The sequence below is a fragment of the Bacillus sp. CGMCC 1.60114 genome, from assembly GCF_042676365.1.
GTDB classification, from domain to species: domain Bacteria; phylum Bacillota; class Bacilli; order Bacillales; family Bacillaceae_G; genus Bacillus_A; species Bacillus_A rhizoplanae_A.
Genome location: NZ_JBHTHG010000056.1, coordinates 1 through 19,448 on the forward strand (window position 1 = coordinate 1; position 19,448 = coordinate 19,448).

The window sequence follows — 19,448 nt, forward strand, 5'->3', positions numbered from 1 at the left end:
TTCTTTTTCGCCAGCTACTTCAAACTGAATTTCTCCATTTACTTCAAAAACCCGTTCGATAATGGGTATTGTAATCATTTTATTTTCCTTGCTCTTTCTCTTTCGTACTAGTTCTAAGTCGATAATATTCATGATGAAATCCCCTCTGTATTTGTAAGACAGCAAAAAAAGCACCCACATGAGTACTTTTTTAACTTGAATCACTATTTTACTTTTTGAGTTGTTACTCTATGTATATTTTACCATATTTATCTATGACATTTATTGATAACTTTATTTTATTCCAAATAAAGTTTATTTACAATGAAAACCCTGGCTTTGTCTACTATGGGTTAACCCTAATCATCCGTTGGTTAGTTACTGAAAACACTTCGTTTCAATTGTGTGATTATAGATAAAAAATTCAACTTTAAACCATATTGAAAATAAAAGTAGTCCTATAACCTATTTTTACACGTATCTCGGCTGTACCCCTATTAGAATTCAGCTCATTTTTTTCGTTTTGGGGAACAACGGATTTCTTAACATAATGGCTATGGAAAATGAATGTCTCTTCTTTCTTGTAATTTTTTTTGAATTAATCACACCTCAATATTCAATCATTATTCGATTAAGTTAACTCAAAAGCTTCTTCTAATGCAGCTGTATCTTCAAAGAATTGAAATAACTTAATCTTCTCTTTTTCAATTTCACAAACCACTGCCCAATCACTCTCAAAGGTTTTTCCAGTTACTCGGACTTTGATTCGAAAACTTCCCCATGCAAATGCTGTATCTTGATCACCAATTATTTTATTAATGACAAACATATCTATTTGATATGCTTCCTCTAAAATATTTAAATATTTTTTTACTCCCTCTTTACCTTCGTATGTACCATATAAAGGCATTTTTTTAGATGTCTCTTTTTTAAGAATAATAAATTTTGCTTCATCGTGAACTAGTTCAATCACTCTATCAATTTGTTTACTACCTAATGCATTATAATAATTGGCTAAAACCAGTTGGGCATTATTCATCATTTCAAAACTTCTTTCTTAAATTTTACAGTCTTTCTCCCATTGTTTAAGAATTTAGTAAAAATCATACAAATTGAGAAAAAGGAAAAGTTTGTCCTTACTATTTTACAAAGAGATTTTTGGACAAAGCAGACTTTCATCGCTAGTTTAAAAAGATAGAGGGTTTCCGTCTCCAATCCTAAATTCACCTATATCTCTAAACTTGTCATAACGTTGTTGTATAAGCTCTTCTAAAGATAATGATACCAATTCTTTTAGAGAAGATTCGATTGTAGATTCGATCATTTTCGCTTGTGATTCTACATCATTATGCGCTCCACCTTTAACCTCAGGGATTAAAGTATCAATAATTCCTAATTCTTTAGCATCTGCTGCGGTAATTTTCATGTATTCAGCCGCTTTAGGAGCTTGCGCAGAATCTTTCCATAGTATAGATGCTGCACCCTCTGGGGAAATAACTGAGTACCATGAGTTTTCTAACATATGAATATGATTACTAACACTGATACCGAGGGCTCCACCACTTGAAGCTTCGCCGATTACAATAGATACGATTGGTACTTTGAGATTGCTCATTTCAAAGAGATTCCGAGCTATTGCCTCTGATATTCCACGTTCTTCAGATTCCTTTCCAGGATACGCTCCTGATGTATCGATAAATGTGATAACAGGACGTTTAAATTTTTCAGCTTGCTTCATAAGCCTTAGAGCTTTTCTATAACCTTCTGGATGAGCCATTCCAAAATTTCGTTCGATACTTTCCTTTGTATTTCTTCCCCTTTGTTGACCAATGATAGTAACAGGTACTTCTTGAAACTTAGCAATTCCACCTATGATTGCTTTATCATCTCCATATAGTCTATCACCATGAAGCTCTAAAAAGTTCGTAAACAATAGGGGAATATAGTCTAATGTTGTAGGTCGATTACGAACTCTTGCGATTTGAACTCGTTGAAAAGGGGTAAGGTTATCATATATTTCATTTTCTATTTTATTTAAACGTTCTTGTAACATATCAATTTCTGATGATAAATCCAGATCGTTTTCTATCATAAACTTCTGTATTTCAGAAACTTTTTTTCTTAACTCAATTATAGGACGTTCGAAGTCCAGACTCATGTTTGTCCCCCTTTTACAGTGTGAATAATTGTAAATTAATGAGAGTATATTTTGAAATTTAAATACTGTTTTTAATTTTCTCTTTTTGTTTTGCACGTTACTTCGGAAATGGATTTAATAAGTAATTCGAAGCCATCAACAACCTTCTTTTGTTCTAATTCAGATAAATTCATTAGAACGTTTTGATAAAATTCAATTGATTGTTCTCTTATTTGATGAACTGTTACTTCACCTTTATCTGTCAGAGAGAAATGAATTTCTCTTCTGTTTTTCTCGTTTATTTCACGACAAACGACCCCTTCTTTTATCAATTTGTCTACTAATCGGCTCACTGACGAACGCTCTAACATAAGTTTATTAGCTAGTTCCCAAACAGTTAATTTGGTGAATTCTAATTCTTCTAATGCCATTACCTGAGAAACCGATAAAGATCTTCCTAACGGTTTATTCAGAGAATCCATAAACCCAAACATTCTTACAAATTTCAGGATATCCATTCTTAATTTTAGAGCTTCCTCTCTTTTCAAACATATCTCCTCCTATAATGATGTATGATACAACTAATGTATCATACACATAAGGTTCATTAAAAGAAATAGGGGTCCCGACGCATGCCTATCGAGCTAATTTGAATACATATCCCCCATGTAGGCCTCACCATACATGCCCATCAACTTAAGAATCTTATAACACCCCAAAACAAAAAAAATGTACATTTTTCCATAAAGATGTCAATTTTCTTGTTTTGGAGGTATTTGTATTTCTTAGCTTGATGGCGATGTAACGTGCCCCCCTGATACTTCGAAACTCGGTGTTGTATAGATGAAGGCATTCCTTTCAAAATCAATATCCATCCCAGAACTTTCTGACACATCCAATATCTTACATAATTCTCACCTTGATTTAGGACTGAGATGAGAGTACCATCATAGCTTGTAGCGTATAGCGAGCCCATGATTCCCCAGTTATTGGTACAACATGACGTATACCAGCTTGTGTCTGACCAATCTCCAAATCCTTATCGCAATGAACAACCAACTTAATAGCAAGTTCAAATGCTAGACTTATGTTTAGTATTCCTATATCCACATTTTCCCTTTTAATGATATACACCATCGTGGCATCATTGACATATGTGCAGAGTTCTATTCCATGGTTTCACCACAAACCATGCCATAATTGTTAAACAAAATATTGAGTTACCTCCCCATTTTCGTCAATATAATCAATTATCGTCTTATTCGTTTTAAGATCAATAAACAATGTACAGTATCTATCATCCTTTTTCCAGGATATTCGAATTTCATCATTGGCAGATTCCAAAACTTTAAATTTCCCATTAAATGCTTCATACTCATTTCTAAATCTTATTAACTTTAACAGCCGCTGAACAACCTCTTTTTCAAGGGATTTTTCAATTTCTTCAAGGCTAAAGTTGTGGCGGTTTATTTCACGTCCTTCACCTGTTTTCTTTACATTTTCGAGGTCATTTTCCCCTGCCAGCAGTCCTACATAATACACTTGTGGAACCCCCGGTGTAAAAAACTGAATAGCTCTGGCTGCTAAGTATGCGTCGTCATCACAATTAAGAACAGAGTAATAGGAACATCTAATTTGATGAACATCAAAGCCATCCTCTGCTTTATGTTCATCCGATAAAATAAGACTAAGGTTTGAGCCTCTTTCCAAGCATACATCAACTAATTTTCTAGCCTCTTTTGTGTTAATAAGATCATCCATGTCCGGCTTAATGGGAATTCCGTCATGGCAGTCTAACATTGTAAACTGCTTATGGGGACGACTCTTGAGATAGTCACAAAGAGCGCTGCTGTTCCTATTAATCAACGTATCTAGAACTCTATATGGTAAAATAAAATCATAGATCCAGCAGCCATGCTCAGCCAGCTTGAATTGGGTGGTGTAATGGGCATGCACTTCCGGAAGCAGTTCAATGTCCAGCGAAATGGCAAGCTCCATAATCCAATCAAGGAACTCATAGATTTCCGGTTCCACGAAAAAGCAGCTTGTCCCAAGCTTTTTAATTACGTAGCCAACTGCGTCTAAACGGACAATCTTCACACCATTTTCCTTAAAGTTCATAAAGAAATCCGTAAGCAGTTGTTTTACTCTCTCCGATTTAACATCTAAATCAATTTGTTCTGAAGGATTGTTCTTGCCAAATGTTGTCCAAACTTTCTCTTCTTTGCCCGTTTCCTGAATCGTAAAAGTAGAATGGGGGATTGTCCGGCGCAGAAACATTTTGTCAATGTCTTCTTGTACCGGCTCTCCATCTTCCCAAATTTTGTCTAAGGTAATAAATAAATCGGCATACTCTGATTTACGTCCTTTTTTTAGGAAGTCTTGAAAATAATCAGACTTCTGGGAAATATGGTTGACCATCAAATCTACCAGCACATCAAAATTTTCACCAAGCGCACGAACGTCATCCCAAGTGCCGAAATTTGGCTCAATTTCTAGGTAAGTTAATGGAGAAAATCCCCTATCCCCTGAAGAGGGAAAAGGTGGCAGAATATGCACTCCACCTTTAAATATGTCTAAAAAATGTTGATGTAGGACATGATTTAGCGCCTTTAAGTTTCCTCCCAGTGAATCAGGATATGTTATTAGTTGTACTTGATTTTTTACTGTCATTTGTTAACCTCCTGCAATCAAACAGTTCTTTAATTAATTCAAGCTTCGGCAAATCAACTACAGCACCTGTATATTTCAATTTATAGGCACATACAGCGAATCCCAAATTTAGGGCTTGTCTAATCGTATATCCTTTCACCACCGCAGCATAAAATCCTGACCAAAATGCATCACCTGCGCCTGTCGTATCAACTACCGCAGTAGCTAATGTATTGAAAGAGATCATCTTTTTTCCATTCGAAACAATTGCTCCATCCTTACCCAATGTCATGATGACAAGTTTTACTCCGAGATTCAAAAATTTTTCAATTTGTTTTTCATGAGTATCTTTTCCAAACAATCTCTCTGCATCATCCTCCGAAGGCTTTACAATATCGACCTTACCTATGATTGATTTAACATACTTAACACCATCTTCTCCCTTTCGCCATAACTTGGGATGATAATTTGGGTCAAAGCATACTAGGCTATTGTTCTTTTTTGCCACTTCCATCACTTTTTCGATAGTATGACGGGATGGTATCCTAGAAATTGGCCAGCAAGAGAAATGAACTATTTTAGAATTTTTAACTGCCTCTTCAAGTTCTAAGGTATAGTCTAATTGGTAGTCGGCCCCTCGATAAAAAATAGGAATAGGTGTTGATTTACTCTTTGTTACTACTACCATACTTGTTGAATCTTCGACTATCTGTACACAACTCGGATCTATCCCCGTTTTACTCAAGTAGTTTATTAAAAAATTTCCCAATCCATCTTCTCCAACTGCCGAAGCAACAAGGGAGTTTATTCCTAGCATTTTGACGTTCATCGCAATGTTGGATGGTGATCCTCCAAAAAACTTAGAATAAGTATTACACTCAAAATTCTCATCATAATCTGTAGATATCATATCTATAAGAATTTCTCCAACTGTTAAGATATCATTACTTTTGTTTTGAAATTCTATTTTTTCATCCAAATTAAACATCTTAATCCTCCGAATTTTTGAAAGGCACTAAAAGAAAAGCTTTAATTGATATTCATTACCTATTTTGAAATGAATGGAATGGAGCAACATCATTATTATGCTGCTTCTCAGTTAAATAAGATTTTTTCTACCTTCATTCAAGATTAATTTATATCTTTATGAAAAAATTTAATGTTTCTTTAAATAAAGCCTCTCCGTGTGGAATATTCCCCCAAGAATGATCAGCACCTTCAATTATTTTTATGATAATTTCTTGTGAATAAGCTTCTTTATATTTAAAGGCATATTCAGATGGAGCAATCAAATCCTTATCTCCATAAATAATCTTTACATCCCCCTTAAATCGAGATGCATTGGGATAGATTTTCAAATCTGCAACGTCATTAATAAAATTCGGGCCAGGTTTTAAACTATTAAAATCAAAATCCCCTTGTTCCTTTATTTGCGAAATAGGCTGTCCTTAAATAGTTGTATCTATATTGATTTCATCTGTAACTACTGCCGCTGGAGACCACATACATAATGCTTGAATGTTATTTGGGATTTCACCTGCAACAAAGCTAGCAACAACACTAATAAAAATAACAAAGTTTGTTAGAGCAAGCATCCACCAAGGAGTATTAGGTAATAGAGCTTTTATGCTCTTTCTAAATGGGATTGATTCTGTCTACTGAAACTTAACTTGTTCTTTTGTCCCCGCAAATGTTATTAGAAACATAACAACAGATATGATTGAAAAAAAAGACTATTGTCAAAAAGAATCCTTTTTGATTTGTATCATTACTAAAATTTATTATTAATGGAAGTGCAACAAGTCCTGAAACCAAACTCCAATTTGACCTCCGATACTTCGAAATATGTTTGTAGAAGTTCTTTCTGTTAGATCTTCTGTTAAACTTGGAAGAATTGCTGAAATTGGAAGATTAATTCCGAAAATTATAATATTTAACAATACATAAGTAACATAAGCCATCACCAATTTATACGACTGATCAAAATAACCGACAGAGAAGGTTAGTATCGTAATAATTCCAAAAGGAAGGGACATCCATAAAAACCAAGGCTTAGTTTTCCCATACCTTGAAGTAGTTTTATCGATTAGAACTCCAAAAATCGGACCAGCAAAAGCATCTAATATACGTACGATTAAAAATAAAGTCCCTACTGTCGCAATGCTCAGTCCAGCTACATCCGTGTAGTAAAACATTAAGTATGTTGATATAACAGTAAATACTAGATTGTAAGCTGCGCCACTTATGCCATAGCTTATTTTTCCCTAAAGCTTAACTTCTCTGTCATGGTTTCCTCTCCAAATTAATCTCTTAAATTTATTTAATGTATTAAAACGTTTTCATAGCTCTATTATATGTCAAAGGATTAACATGTCAATCCTTTGACATGTTAATTTCATATTTTTCAATAAAATTTAATTTTTAATATAACATGCCTTTTAACAATCGTATTATTTCTCCTTCTTAGATTGTATTTTTACATGAACGTCTATTCTCTTTTTTGACAAAAAAAGTCATATTTTAATAGTGAAAGGTATTCACTATTAAAATATGACTATGTTGTGCTGCCTTCGACAAGACTTACATCAAGTGGTTTATTCAAATTCGTTAAAATTTCCTCATTTTTTATCTTACTAACTAATATTTTAACTGCTATTTCTGCCATTTCAGAAATAGGCTGTTTTATAGTAGTTAATTGTGGAAAAAGTTTTCTTACTGTTTCAGTTCCGTCATAACCAACAATTTTCAACTCATCTGGTACGTTTATTCCAATTTGTAATGCTTTATTATGAAGGTTCGCTGCAAAAATATCGTCACTTGCAAAAATACCATCTACATCTGGATTTTCCTGTAATACTCGCTTAATTAATTCATCGGTTTCAGTATGATTAAAAGTTTGAACCGTTTCATAAATAATTGGCTCAAAACCATTAGCTTCCATCACATCTTTGTATGCGGCGGAACGTAAATGTGTCGGAGTATCTAATCGTATTGGTCCACTAATATGGATAATCTTTTTACAACCTTTTTTTATTAGGTGCTCTGTAGCCAATTTACCACCTAAGTAATTATTAGAAGATACAATTGGAGCAGATTCAGAAATAAACTGATCAACAGCAACAATTGGTAGACTTGTTATAACCTGATCAAATATCCCTCTATTATGACTACCTACAATGATTCCGTCTACCTGATTTCGTAATAGCATATCTAAATACTTTTTTTCTTTATCCACATGATTTAAGCTATTACATAAAAACACTTTATAACCTAATTCCTCACATATCATTTCAATATTAAAAATTAACTCACCAAAAAACGGATTGCTCACCGTAGGAAAAATCAACCCGATAATGTGACTTTGTTTCGCTAAAAGGGACCTCGCCATCTCATTGGGAAAATAATTAATTGCTTTCATAGACTCATAAACACGCTTGCGAGTTTCTTTACTAATATAACCACGATTATTCAATACTCTTGAAACGGTGGTCGGTGAAACTCCGGCATGTAAAGCAACATCTTCTAATGTCGGTTTCATTTTTTAACAACCTCCCCCGTGTTCTACAAATCATCAAACAAATTATAAAGTATTAATTGTTTACAATCAACACAATCACAACTTCAAGCGGTTCTGGTGCAAATACTTTGGGAGGATATACAGAGGCGAAACGTTTCCTAGTGGAATCTATTTTATGCTGAAATACCGAATAGTTGATGAATTGGATTTGAGTCAATAAGCTGGACACAAAAATGTGAGGATTATGCTGACTTTCGAGCTTGATCCTCGAAAGCTTGAGGAGTAATATACCCAATGCTTCCATAAATTCGCTTCCTGTTATACCAGCCCTCGATATAACGGAATAAAGCTAGTTTGGTTCTGGTGCAAGAAATCTAGTAAACTTGGACATACTGATACTTTTGCGATAGCAGTTTCATCTAGAGGAGTCGAGATTACGAAAATACAACGTACACTGGCACATGACTCTATCCTCATAACACAAATTTATTTGGAAAAATATTTAAAACGAAAGGATAATGCAGCATTGAGTTTTGCGGATGATTTAGAATAATACTGAACCAAGAATCAATGGAGCAGGCTTATATTAGGGGAAGGAAACGGAAGATTTTTACCTTAGGTAAAATAATTTGGTGACAAAAGCAGGAGTATCTCCTGCTTTTACTGTATGTTATAAATTAACAAAATAGTTTGAATAATCGTAAATTTTTGGTATAATAGAAAAAAGGTTAAGGAGTTGATTTCCTATGAAAAAGCACTTACTTAATACACCATCACAATCTGAAGTAAACGTCATGGATTCTCTATTTGCTGAAATGGTTTTAGACAAAGCCATTCATGATTTCCGAAAAGAGAAAATCCAAAAGGAAATCGAACGATCACTACAAAATCGAAACAAGGAAGAATTCCTACGATTAACAGAGGAATTAAAAAGTATTTCTTAAAACTAATGTATGTCTATCAGTATGATTTTAAGATAAAATGGATAAAACCATAACAGGAAAGGGAAGAAGTGTTTTTACTTCTTCCCTTTCTATGCTTCATTAAAACGCCTGATTGCTGAACTAATCTTGAACGTTATCTCTAAGTTCTAAAACCCATCATTATTATGCTTCCTTTATATGCGTGAGGAATAGACTTGGGATGAAGATTACCGCAAGGACGATAGTGGAAACTAAGAATCCAGCATGGTAACCTTTTAAACTATTGGCACTCGTTGGTTGCAATCCTTGTATGACAGTTGCGACAGCGGTGGCGATAACAGCTGAACCAAAGCTTGAACCAAGATTATCAATAATATTAATACCGACACCTGCTTCTGGAAGTTGCTTGCTGTCAAGTCCTGTATAAGCGTCACTCGTCAACGGAAGCATAATTCCTCCAAAACTGGTACCACGGATAAACAATACGATGGAAATCCAAACCATACTTGTTTTATCAGTGATAAAGATAAGCGGAATAGATCCGATAAGCGAAAGAACAATACTGACCATAACCACGTATTTCGCACCGATCTTGTCAATCATTTTTCCGATTATTGGTCGAGTAACGAGCATCCCTACTCCTTGAGGAATTAACGCAAGAGCTGCTTCGGTAGCCGTGAAATGACGGAAGTTTTGAAAGAACAATGGAAGTATTAACATGGGTCCCATGACGGCAATATTCGCTAAGAACAAACCGATGCTAGATGCCAAGAAGTTCTTGTTTGCAAACAAATTCATCGGAAGCACAGTTTGATTCTTTCTGATTCGATTATATAAAAGGTAAATTACTGCTAAAACAAAGCCAATGCCGACCCATAGAATTGTTTCGCTATTGTTAAATGATGCATGGTCCGCTGCTTTCGTAATTCCGTAAATCAATGCCACACTCATTAAGGATAAATCGATAATCCCAAAAACATCAAGTTTACTATCTTTATTGAATGGTTCAAAGTCTGGAATAGTTTTCATCATAAGTGGCGTGGTAATCAAGACGATGAACACGTTTATGAAAAAAATCCAATGCCATGATGCCCCCTGAACGATGCCACCCCCGATTACAGGTCCTAAGATTGGACCCAAGATCATAGGTGTACTGACGATTGCCATTACTTTCCCTAGATTTTCTGGACCGGCTGTTTTAACCAAGAGTGTTGACATGAGCGGGGTAATAATCCCTGCGCTAAATCCTTGAAGCAAACGGAAAAAGATGAAGCTGGAAATGTTCCAACTAATTCCGACGCAAACGGAAATCACACCAAAGGCAATGACTGCGCCGATAAAAATTTTCTTCCCGTTAAATTGGTTCATTAGCCAACCGGATACCGGAACAGCAATTGCTAGTGCTAAAACATAACCTGTAACAGACCATTGAATTGTATCCAATGTCGTGTTGAAATCTTTATTTAGTTGGTCGATGACGATATTCACCATAGTGGAGTCCAGCATGGGAGCAATTGCTCCAAGTGCAATAGCCCAGGCAGCCTTTAGAATTTCTTTTGGTATTCCTGGTTCCTTTATTTTATCTTTTGACATATTATTCTCCTCTCAGAAGTTGTCTATTGTTTCCTGGTCAACAAAAAAATAACACCATTTTATTTCCTTGTCAACAAAACACGAACAATAAAAAAGGCAGCCCGTTTACCATAGAGTTAGGTTGCCTTTAGTTTCATTGTTCAATTTTCTTCTCATTCAATTAATAGTTATACCTTGTTTCTTTATTTCCTCATCCAAATGCTTGCTATACTTTTCCACGAAGTTAAGCATACTGTCAAATTGTTTCTCGGTTACTTTTTCAAATATAACTTTGTCCCGTTCTTGAAATTCTTTGTGAAGTTCCTCATGAATGTCATAAATTATTTTTCCTTGCTCAGTAAGCCGGAAATAAATTTCTTTCTTGTTATCCGGCTTTTGGTAGCTTTCGATAAGGCCTTTTTTTATAAGCTTCTTAGTTAATTTACTTATGGCACCTTTAGTCATATAAAGGGACTTCGCAAGTTTTGTCACATTGGTATCTCTATTTTTTTCAATGGATTCGATACAATGTACTTCAGTAGGCATATACCCCTTAAGCCTGTCTTCCATCTTAAACTTATTTAGCCAAGCCATCTTGTCAAATAAGTCTCTCACATTCATTATGAACTGTTCCTCTTTGGTCATGGCGTGTCCTCCCACTCGTGGTACCTAAATAATAATATACCAATTTTTTTTTCCTGTTCAACAATGTTAAAGATTTATTCAAATATATTAAAGGTTTTCCCCGCTTAACTGTATCATTATTTCTTAAACAATCTGGCCCTTTAATTGAATAAGAAAGGACTATTTTTTCCCTTCTGATAGCTTTCTATATAATGAAGCTCTAGACACATTTGTAATTTCACAAATTTGATTTACAGTCATACCTCCTTCTTTATATAGCTTTACTGCATAATTCATTCCTGCGTGATTTTTATGATATTTCTTTAACTGGCCTTTAAACTTTCCTTCTTTCTTAGCCAGTTCAATGCCTTCACGTTGACGCATACGAATAAGACTCTAATTGGTTAACACCAGCCATTACCGTAATTAAGAATTGGCTGTATGGATTATCTTCTGATAAATCTAGCCAAGTATCCTTGAGTGATTTTAAGCTTGCTTTTTTACTTCGTACTAAATCAATCAATTCAAATAAATCCTGCGTACTTCGAGTGATCCGAGTTAAGTCTGTAACATAAATAATGTCACCTTCTCGTAAATCCTCTAACATTTTTTGAAGTTGCTCACGATCCTTTGTTGCTCCAGAAACTTTTTCTTCAAAAATAATATCCATCCCGATTTCGTTCAGTTGCTGAAATTGCCTTGAAGGATTTTGGCTAGTAGAACTGACACGTATATAACCGGTTTTTTGCAAAATATCACCTCATTTTTGATACAAGTCTTATGAGACACTCTAAATTATGATTTTATCAGTCTACTACATTTGTATCACTAGAGTATACTCTAGTGATACAAAAAGGGTTGCAATAAATAATGTTGAAAATTATTTGTTTTATACGAGATAAACGAATGAGACTTTTTGGTTGATACAAGAGTAATAAACCATTCGTTTTCATAATTCACATAACTTTCAAAATTATAATCTTGAAATGTTAATATTTGTTATATAATAAAATTATTAAGACATTTCCCCTTAGGTTAGTATGTCTAATGAAATTGTTTGTGTTGCTCTATTATTCACCTAAACCCTAAAAAGAACTTGTAGTTATTTCTACAAGTTCTTTTTGGGTTCTGGTGCAAAAATAAAAGAGAATAAAGCACATATATTCCTAACGGAATCGTATCTTATACTGCAAGTCCAAACAATTGATGAATGAATTCTTTCTGAGTTTGGACGGGCTGATTCCGTAAATTAATCTGTTCTTTTGTAATCATATGCATGGCTTCTACTCCCAAAATAATGGATGTAGCTGTATCAAAAGGTTTGAGCTTTAACATAGAACGGATACGCTTCTTTATAAAACGATGATCTTGTTCTACTATGTTATTCAAGTACTTTTGTTGTCTAAGTTGCGCACCACCAGGTATGCTTTTTTCTTTTTTCAACTGTTCAATTGCTATAGGATAAGCTGGATTTTTATCGACTATTATAACACGAGGTTTTGAAACATGAAAAGACTGCAAGGCCTTCTTGAAAAAGCGCTTTGCAGCCTTCTGGTCTCTTGCTTTGCTTAGGTAAAAATCGATTGTGTTTCCTTTCGAATCAACAGCACGATACAGGTACACCCATTGCTCTTTTATTTTGATATATGTTTCATCGACTCTCCAAGAGTCATTTGTTTGTTTGAGGTAACGACGGATCCGTTTGTCCAATTCAGGACCATACTGATGAACCCAACGCATAATCGTTGTATGAGAAATGGATAGGTCTCTTTCTTGACTTTATTAATCAAATGATTAATAATAAATTTGTATTAATTAATCATTTGATTAATAACAGAAAGGAACTTCTATTATGAATGATTCTGATAGTAAAAAAGCACCCGGAAGACCTATCAAAGATAAAGAAGTGGCAAAAATGGATCTTTTAAACTCTGCTACTAAGCTTTTTTCAACAAAAGGATTTGAGGAAACGAGTCTCCGCGAAATTGCAATGGATGCTAATGTCAATATGGCTCTTGTAAAGTACCATTTTGGTTCAAAATTAGATTTATGGAAAGAAGTGATATCAAAACTTTCCCATAGGGTGATGCAAACCAATGACTTTAGTCTAAAAGATGTAAATAATGCTTCGGATATGAGAGTCTTATTAGTCGAATTATTCGACAAACTGGTTGACATGAGTTTTCAACATCGAGAATTCAGTTTGTTTATCATTAACGAAACCGTTCAACATGGTGAAAGATTTGACCATTTACTTGCTAAATTAATCAAGCCTTTTCACGAACAAACTTATCCTTTTATTGTAAAAGGGATAGAATTGGGTGTTCTCGCAGACCAGCATCCAGAGGAACTCAGTGTCATGTTGTTGTCATCTGTTGCATACCAGCAGGCCACCCCTCATGTTATGAGAAATTTCATGGATATAACAAAAGATGAAGAGAAATGGAAACAAGTGATCAAGCACAGCTTAAAAGTAAACTTTATCAAGTAATACGGATAGTCAGAGATTTTCAAATAAAGATAATCAATAAAAATAACATACTTTTTTGAAAGGGTGTTTTTAATGGAAAAATTGACTGCTATTCCTCAACCGAAAACCTATGGCCCGCTTGGTAATATCCCATTAATCGATAGAGATAAACCGGTTTTATCGTTTATCAAACTAGCCGAAGAGTACGGTCCCATTTTTCGGCTTCAAACTCCAGGAGATACCGCCATTATCGTTTCTGGACATGAACTGGTAGCGGAAGTCTGTGACCAGTCACGGTTCGATAAAAGTGTAGAAGGGGCTTTAGCAAAGGTTCGTCCGTTTGGAGGAGACGGGTTATTTACAAGCGGGACTCACGAGCCTAACTGGAGAAAAGCCCATAATATTTTAATGCCTACATTTAGCCAGAGGGCAATGAAGGATTACCATGCCATGATGGTAGATATTGCCGTACAGCTCGTTCAAAAATGGGCACGGCTTAATCCGAATGAAGAGGTGGATGTCCCAGAGGATATGACCCGTCTTACATTGGACACGATTGGTTTATGCGGTTTTAATTACCGATTTAACAGTTATTATCGTGAGACTCCTCATCCTTTTATCACGAGCATGGTCCGTGCTCTAGATGAAGCGATGCATCAATTACAGCGACTGGATATACAGGACAAACTCATGGTGAGAACTAAACGTCAATTTCAGCATGATATCCAAACCATGTTTTCTTTAGTGGATAATATTATTGCTGAACGTAAGGCCAATGGAAATCAGGAAGAAAATGATTTGCTTTCCCGTATGTTAAATGTTAAGGATCCGGAAACAGGCGAAAAACTGGATGATGAAAATATTCGATTCCAAATCATCACCTTTTTAATAGCTGGGCACGAGACAACAAGTGGTTTATTATCCTTTGCGATCTATTTCTTATTGAAAAATCCGGATAAATTGAGAAAAGCCTATGAAGAAGTAGATCGGGTATTAACAGGTTCCACTCCGACATATCAACAAGTTCTGCAGCTTAAGTATATACGGATGATTTTAAATGAATCGCTGCGTCTATGGCCTACCGCACCAGCATTCAGCCTTTATGCAAAAGAAGACACGGTGATTGGCGGGAAATACCCAATTAAAAAAGAAGAAGAACGAATTACTGTTCTTATTCCACAGCTGCATCGAGATAAAGACGTATGGGGAGACAATGCGGAAGAATTCCATCCTGAACGGTTTGAAGACCCGGATAAAGTCCCTCACCATGCTTATAAGCCATTTGGAAATGGCCAGCGGGCATGTATCGGTATGCAGTTTGCCCTTCATGAGGCCACTCTCGTACTGGGAATGCTTCTCCAGCGTTTTGAACTTATCGATTATCAAAACTATCAGCTGGATGTCAAACAAACATTAACGCTAAAGCCAGGCGATTTTAAGATTAGGGTTCAATCCCGAAATCAAGCTGCCATCCATCCATCTGTCCTTACACCTATAGTGGAGACGCCGGAGGAACGCAAGATGGAACAACAAGTTCAGAATGCAGCTTCTCTCATTGGAATCAATAACCGTCCGCTGCTTGTTCTTTACGGCTCTGATACAGGGACAGCAGAAGGAATTGCACGAGAACTGGCGGACACAGCTAGTTTACACGGTGCTCAGACGGAAGTAGCAGCCCTTAACGATCGGATTGGAAGCCTGCCAAAAGAAGGGGCGGTTCTTATTGTGACTTCCTCTTATAACGGAAAGCCGCCAAGCAATGCAGGTCAGTTTGTTCAGTGGCTGGAGGAACTAAACCCGGGTGAGCTTACCGGTGTCCATTATGCGGTGTTTGGCTGTGGAGATCATAATTGGGCCAGTACCTATCAGTATGTCCCGAGATTCATCGATGAACAGCTTGCCCAAAAAGGGGCAACCCGATTTTCGGCACGCGGGGAGGGCGATGCAAGCGGAGACTTTGAGGAGCAGTTTGACCAATGGAAATGCAGCATGTGGTCGGACACGATGAAAGCTTTTGGATTGGAGCTCAATGAAAATGTAGAAAAAGAACGCAGTACCCTAAGCCTTCAGTTTGTCAGTGGCCTTGGAGGGTCTCCTCTTGCTCGTTCGTACGAAGCAGTGAATGCAACTATTGTGGAAAATCGCGAACTTCAATCAGCAGGCAGTGATCGGAGTACTCGGCATATCGAGGTGGCCTTACCGCAAGGAGTTACTTATCAGGAAGGAGACCATCTCGGAGTGCTCCCACACAACAGTGAGGAAAATGTCAACCGCATTCTCCGTAGGTATAATTTGAATGGAAATGATCAAGTAGTGCTAACATCAAGTGGACGAAACGCAGGTCATCTGCCACTTGATGTGCCTATTAGTTTACATGATCTTCTCAGCTATAGTGTGGAAGTGCAAGAAGCAGCAACCAGAGCACAAATACGGGAACTGGCGTCGTTTACGGTTTGTCCTCCGCACAAACGCGAATTGGAAGCTTTAGTGGAAGAGGGAATTTACCAGGAGCAAATATTAAAGAAACGTATTTCCATGTTAGATCTTCTCGAAAAGTACGAAGCATGTGAAATGCCGTTTGTGCGGTTTTTAGAACTTCTCCCTGCACTCAAACCGCGTTACTATTCTATTTCAAGCTCACCACTCGTTGCCCGGGATCTCCTTAGTATTACAGTCGGTGTTGTAAGCGGACCTGCATGGAGTGGACGAGGCGAATATAAAGGGGTCGCTTCTAACTATTTAGCTCAACGTCACAACAAAGACAATATTGCTTGTTTTATTCGTACTCCACAATCCGGTTTTCAGTTGCCAAAAGATCCAGAAACGCCAATTATCATGGTTGGACCAGGAACTGGGATTGCACCATTTCGAGGGTTTTTACAAGCTCGCCGTGTTCAAAAACAAAAAGGGGTAAAGTTAGGAGAAGTTCATCTATATTTCGGTTGTCGTCATCCTGAAAAAGATTATCTTTATCGTACAGAACTGGAAAAAGATGAAATGGATGGCTTAATATCCTTGCACACAGCTTTTTCTCGCTTGGAAGGACATCCCAAAACATATGTACAGAACTTAATGAAACAAGATGGAGCTAAATTAATTTCATTATTAGATAATGGAGCTCACCTCTATATATGCGGTGATGGAAGTCGAATGGCTCCGGATGTAGAAGATACTCTTTGTCAGGCTTACCAAGAACATCATGGTGTCAGTGAACAAGAGACAAAAAAATGGTTGGATCAGTTACAATGTGAAGGACGATATGGAAAAGATGTTTGGGCTGGAATCTAATTTTTCTTATTAAAGGGGTCTAGACGCATACCCATCAACCTAACAGACATAAATTACCCCAAAACGAGAAAATTGAGCAATTTGCACAAAATCTTTGTTTTGGGGTAATTCTAAATTCTTACCTTGATGGCGATGTGGTGCTACCCCATCGCCATCAAATTAGCAGGGGACGATACCTGGATTAAAGCATAGATATACTCTGTTTTATCACTTCATTCCCGTTGTCCTCCACCAATTAGAAGTGGCCGTCTGCGATGCTTCTTTCGTTTCCCCTTTCACACGGAAACAGTCTTTTTCCTTATGAAACGTCTGTCTACCAAATAAACGACGAACAGAGACAACAAGCTGACACCGATTGGTATGCTGAACGCTTCGTACGAAAAAGGCGCTCCTTCAAGCTTAAGCTGGCTTGTGGTACGGTACTCAAGCCGCTTGGCGGCGAATTTCGCCGTCCAGATATCTTCCTGTTTCGCCAAACCTTCAAACGCAGGCTCCATCGCGAACCGCTCCGGCGCATCGCTGTGCAGGTAAAGCTGCTCAGCCTTTCCTCCGTTCTCGTTCCAGTTTCGGATATCGCCCGCAGCGCGCGTCTTAACGTCCGGCCCCACAAAAATCATTTTGTCGAGTTTAGGAGCATCCGCTATTTGATATCGGGCGATCAGATTCAGACCGTGCCGGGTAACGACCGGCTCGCGTTTGCTAGATATCGTCAATGTTGTCGTCGTGCCGGAAGCCCCGTACGTGTCAAAAGCCGAGGATAACATCAGCTCGTCGGCCCCGTCATACAGCAGGACCCCGTTCTTTTTCTTGCTCCATTGAAATGCATTGTTCAAAACATAGACGATATCACTCAAACCAGCCGTAAAAGGATCCATTTGTGGATGCTGAACAAAATCGTAGGAAGGGTAATTCATTTCCTTCGCCACTTTCTCCGCTGCCGGCTCTCCCAGTTGCCGGGATATGACGTACAGCGTGGCATCGATGCCCGAAGTCAGGCCGGCCGAGGAGACTATGTTGCCGTCAGGCACGTAACGCTGACCCCTTTTCCAGGTAATCTCGGTATATTTCTTTTCCAATCTGTCGATATCTCCCCAATGCGTTGCCGCAGATTTCCCGTTCAGCAGGTCGGTATCCGCCAAATTTTCCGCCCCATTGCAGATGGACAACAAGGTCGTTTCCTTGCCGGAGTGTTTCCTTATCCAATCGCGGACAGGCTTGTATTTCGCCTCATCCAAAATCGGCATGAAAGGGATCACGATTATATCCGGACCTTTGCCCGTCAATTTGTCCAACTCGTCGAAAGTGTAATGCGGTACGACATCAAGGCCGCCCGTCAACGATTTGATATTTTTGTCGGGAGCTGCCGCAAACACATTGTACGAGTTCGTCATGGAGAACATTTCGTATGGTACGAGAAAATCGAACACCTCGGTCACTTCATTCGCCAAAATAACGGCCACTGTCGGCTTTTTCGAATCATAGGCAGGAGCTTGGATGCTTTGTAAAGAAGCAGGAACCCGCTTATCGTAAACCGACATAGCCTCCTGCATCGTGCTCATGAAACCGATCGCTCCGGTTCCTCCCACAAACAGAACGAAAACGCACACATACACGATGAAACGCCATACTTTTTTCAATTGCCTTCTCTCCCTTGATTTTTTCTAGTTAATTATTAATTATTATTTAATTTCTTAATGCAAGTATAATGAGAGAAGGTAAATTAATACAATCGTCCGAAGACTATATTTTTCTCGGGCTAAGGTCCAGGTAAAGGACTTTTTTCTCGAACAGCAGTCGAACGATTCTTTTATAATCATATAGAACGGCTTCCACCTGTTGAATCCCAACCCGATGTCGATGAAACTTTGATAATAGACTTGGATCTGGAAGTGTATCTTCAGGGTTTAGACTCAGAAACCACTTGTAAGCAAGATTCACCTGAGCTTTTTCAATAATCCGTTCTTCTGATAGATTGTAGAGTGTTGGAGAAATAAGAGCCAAAAGAAAAGTTCCGGTTCTTTTGCGGGTCTTCCAAAATGTTTACAGTAGCTCTCTGCCAACAGTTCATTTAAAAAGTCAAAACTGATAGAATGCTCCATTTTACGAAATAGATGATCTTTTGGAACCACAACATTGTACGGAGAACTGTACATAGATAATTTGGGTTCTGGTGCAAAGATGGTTTCAAAAAAACATAGGACATGAATTTCCTATTAACTTACGGATTATGCTGCAATGCCAAACAGTTTATCAATGAATTCTTTTCGATTTTGGGCAGACTTCACC

At 37.3% G+C, this 19,448-nt stretch carries 15 protein-coding genes and 4 pseudogenes; 3 read left to right on the plus strand and 16 right to left on the minus strand.

Annotation, left to right across the window (positions count from 1 at the left end):
* Positions 1-610: 610 nt before the first annotated feature.
* From ACFQZ1_RS10685 to ACFQZ1_RS10730, 10 genes and pseudogenes are all read right to left on the minus strand, one after another.
* A complete protein-coding gene (locus ACFQZ1_RS10685; RefSeq protein WP_377882187.1) occupies positions 611-1,021 on the minus strand; it encodes a nuclear transport factor 2 family protein in 411 nt (136 codons plus the stop codon).
* A gap of 144 nt (positions 1,022-1,165) precedes the next feature.
* On the minus strand, positions 1,166-2,137 hold the full coding sequence (locus tag ACFQZ1_RS10690; RefSeq protein ID WP_377882189.1) for an acetyl-CoA carboxylase carboxyltransferase subunit alpha: 972 nt from the start codon (positions 2,135-2,137) through the stop codon (positions 1,166-1,168).
* A 71-nt stretch (positions 2,138-2,208) separates the two neighbouring features.
* On the minus strand, positions 2,209-2,664 hold the full coding sequence (locus ACFQZ1_RS10695) for a MarR family winged helix-turn-helix transcriptional regulator (RefSeq protein WP_377882190.1): 456 nt from the start codon (positions 2,662-2,664) through the stop codon (positions 2,209-2,211).
* A 655-nt stretch (positions 2,665-3,319) separates the two neighbouring features.
* The gene (gene gtfA / locus ACFQZ1_RS10700) at positions 3,320-4,789 is read right to left on the minus strand and encodes a sucrose phosphorylase (protein ID WP_377882191.1); all 1,470 of its coding nucleotides are present in this window, start codon (positions 4,787-4,789) and stop codon (positions 3,320-3,322) included.
* Positions 4,749-5,756, minus strand: coding sequence for a carbohydrate kinase family protein (locus ACFQZ1_RS10705; RefSeq protein ID WP_377882192.1), 1,008 nt, complete (start codon positions 5,754-5,756; stop codon positions 4,749-4,751). Before ACFQZ1_RS10705 ends, gtfA begins: the two co-directional genes overlap by 41 nt.
* Positions 5,757-5,904: 148 nt before the next feature.
* Entirely contained in the window at positions 5,905-6,126 is a 222-nt protein-coding gene (locus tag ACFQZ1_RS10710; RefSeq protein WP_377882193.1) for an alpha/beta fold hydrolase, read from the minus strand.
* A gap of 90 nt (positions 6,127-6,216) precedes the next feature.
* On the minus strand, positions 6,217-6,363 hold the full coding sequence (locus ACFQZ1_RS10715; protein WP_377882194.1) for a hypothetical protein: 147 nt from the start codon (positions 6,361-6,363) through the stop codon (positions 6,217-6,219).
* A gap of 189 nt (positions 6,364-6,552) precedes the next feature.
* Positions 6,553-6,963, minus strand: coding sequence for an MFS transporter (locus tag ACFQZ1_RS10720; RefSeq protein ID WP_377882195.1), 411 nt, complete (start codon positions 6,961-6,963; stop codon positions 6,553-6,555).
* A 359-nt stretch (positions 6,964-7,322) separates the two neighbouring features.
* A complete protein-coding gene (locus ACFQZ1_RS10725) occupies positions 7,323-8,306 on the minus strand; it encodes a LacI family DNA-binding transcriptional regulator (protein ID WP_377882197.1) in 984 nt (327 codons plus the stop codon).
* 221 nt (positions 8,307-8,527) lie between these two features.
* A pseudogene (locus ACFQZ1_RS10730) lies at positions 8,528-8,641 on the minus strand (IS3 family transposase); the annotation flags it as partial.
* Between the two features lie 390 nt (positions 8,642-9,031).
* Here ACFQZ1_RS10730 and ACFQZ1_RS10735 point away from each other — a divergent pair.
* On the plus strand, positions 9,032-9,229 hold the full coding sequence (locus ACFQZ1_RS10735) for an IDEAL domain-containing protein (RefSeq protein WP_377882198.1): 198 nt from the start codon (positions 9,032-9,034) through the stop codon (positions 9,227-9,229).
* Between the two features lie 162 nt (positions 9,230-9,391).
* On the opposite strand, the gene ACFQZ1_RS10740 is transcribed toward ACFQZ1_RS10735, so the two are convergent.
* The 4 genes and pseudogenes from ACFQZ1_RS10740 to ACFQZ1_RS10755 form a co-directional block, all read right to left on the minus strand.
* Complete coding sequence (locus tag ACFQZ1_RS10740; protein ID WP_377882199.1) at positions 9,392-10,801, minus strand: MDR family MFS transporter; 1,410 nt, start codon at positions 10,799-10,801, stop codon at positions 9,392-9,394.
* Positions 10,802-10,957: 156 nt separating this feature from the next.
* Positions 10,958-11,425 (minus strand): MarR family transcriptional regulator, encoded by a 468-nt coding sequence (locus tag ACFQZ1_RS10745; RefSeq protein ID WP_377882200.1) that lies wholly within the window; start codon positions 11,423-11,425, stop codon positions 10,958-10,960.
* Between the two features lie 159 nt (positions 11,426-11,584).
* Positions 11,585-12,155, minus strand: a pseudogene (locus tag ACFQZ1_RS10750) (recombinase family protein).
* A gap of 431 nt (positions 12,156-12,586) precedes the next feature.
* Positions 12,587-13,180, minus strand: a pseudogene (locus tag ACFQZ1_RS10755) (IS6 family transposase); the annotation flags it as partial.
* Between the two features lie 76 nt (positions 13,181-13,256).
* Here ACFQZ1_RS10755 and ACFQZ1_RS10760 point away from each other — a divergent pair.
* Positions 13,257-13,895, plus strand: a complete 639-nt coding sequence (locus ACFQZ1_RS10760) for a TetR/AcrR family transcriptional regulator (RefSeq protein WP_377882201.1) — start codon at positions 13,257-13,259, stop codon at positions 13,893-13,895.
* A gap of 72 nt (positions 13,896-13,967) precedes the next feature.
* On the plus strand, positions 13,968-17,162 hold the full coding sequence (locus tag ACFQZ1_RS10765; RefSeq protein ID WP_377882202.1) for a bifunctional cytochrome P450/NADPH--P450 reductase: 3,195 nt from the start codon (positions 13,968-13,970) through the stop codon (positions 17,160-17,162).
* Between the two features lie 275 nt (positions 17,163-17,437).
* Here the strand turns inward: ACFQZ1_RS10765 and ACFQZ1_RS10770 are convergent, their stop codons facing one another.
* Entirely contained in the window at positions 17,438-18,799 is a 1,362-nt protein-coding gene (locus ACFQZ1_RS10770; protein WP_377882203.1) for a DJ-1/PfpI family protein, read from the minus strand.
* A 103-nt stretch (positions 18,800-18,902) separates the two neighbouring features.
* Positions 18,903-19,315: pseudogene (locus ACFQZ1_RS26695) on the minus strand (transposase).
* Positions 19,316-19,448 lie beyond the last annotated feature (133 nt).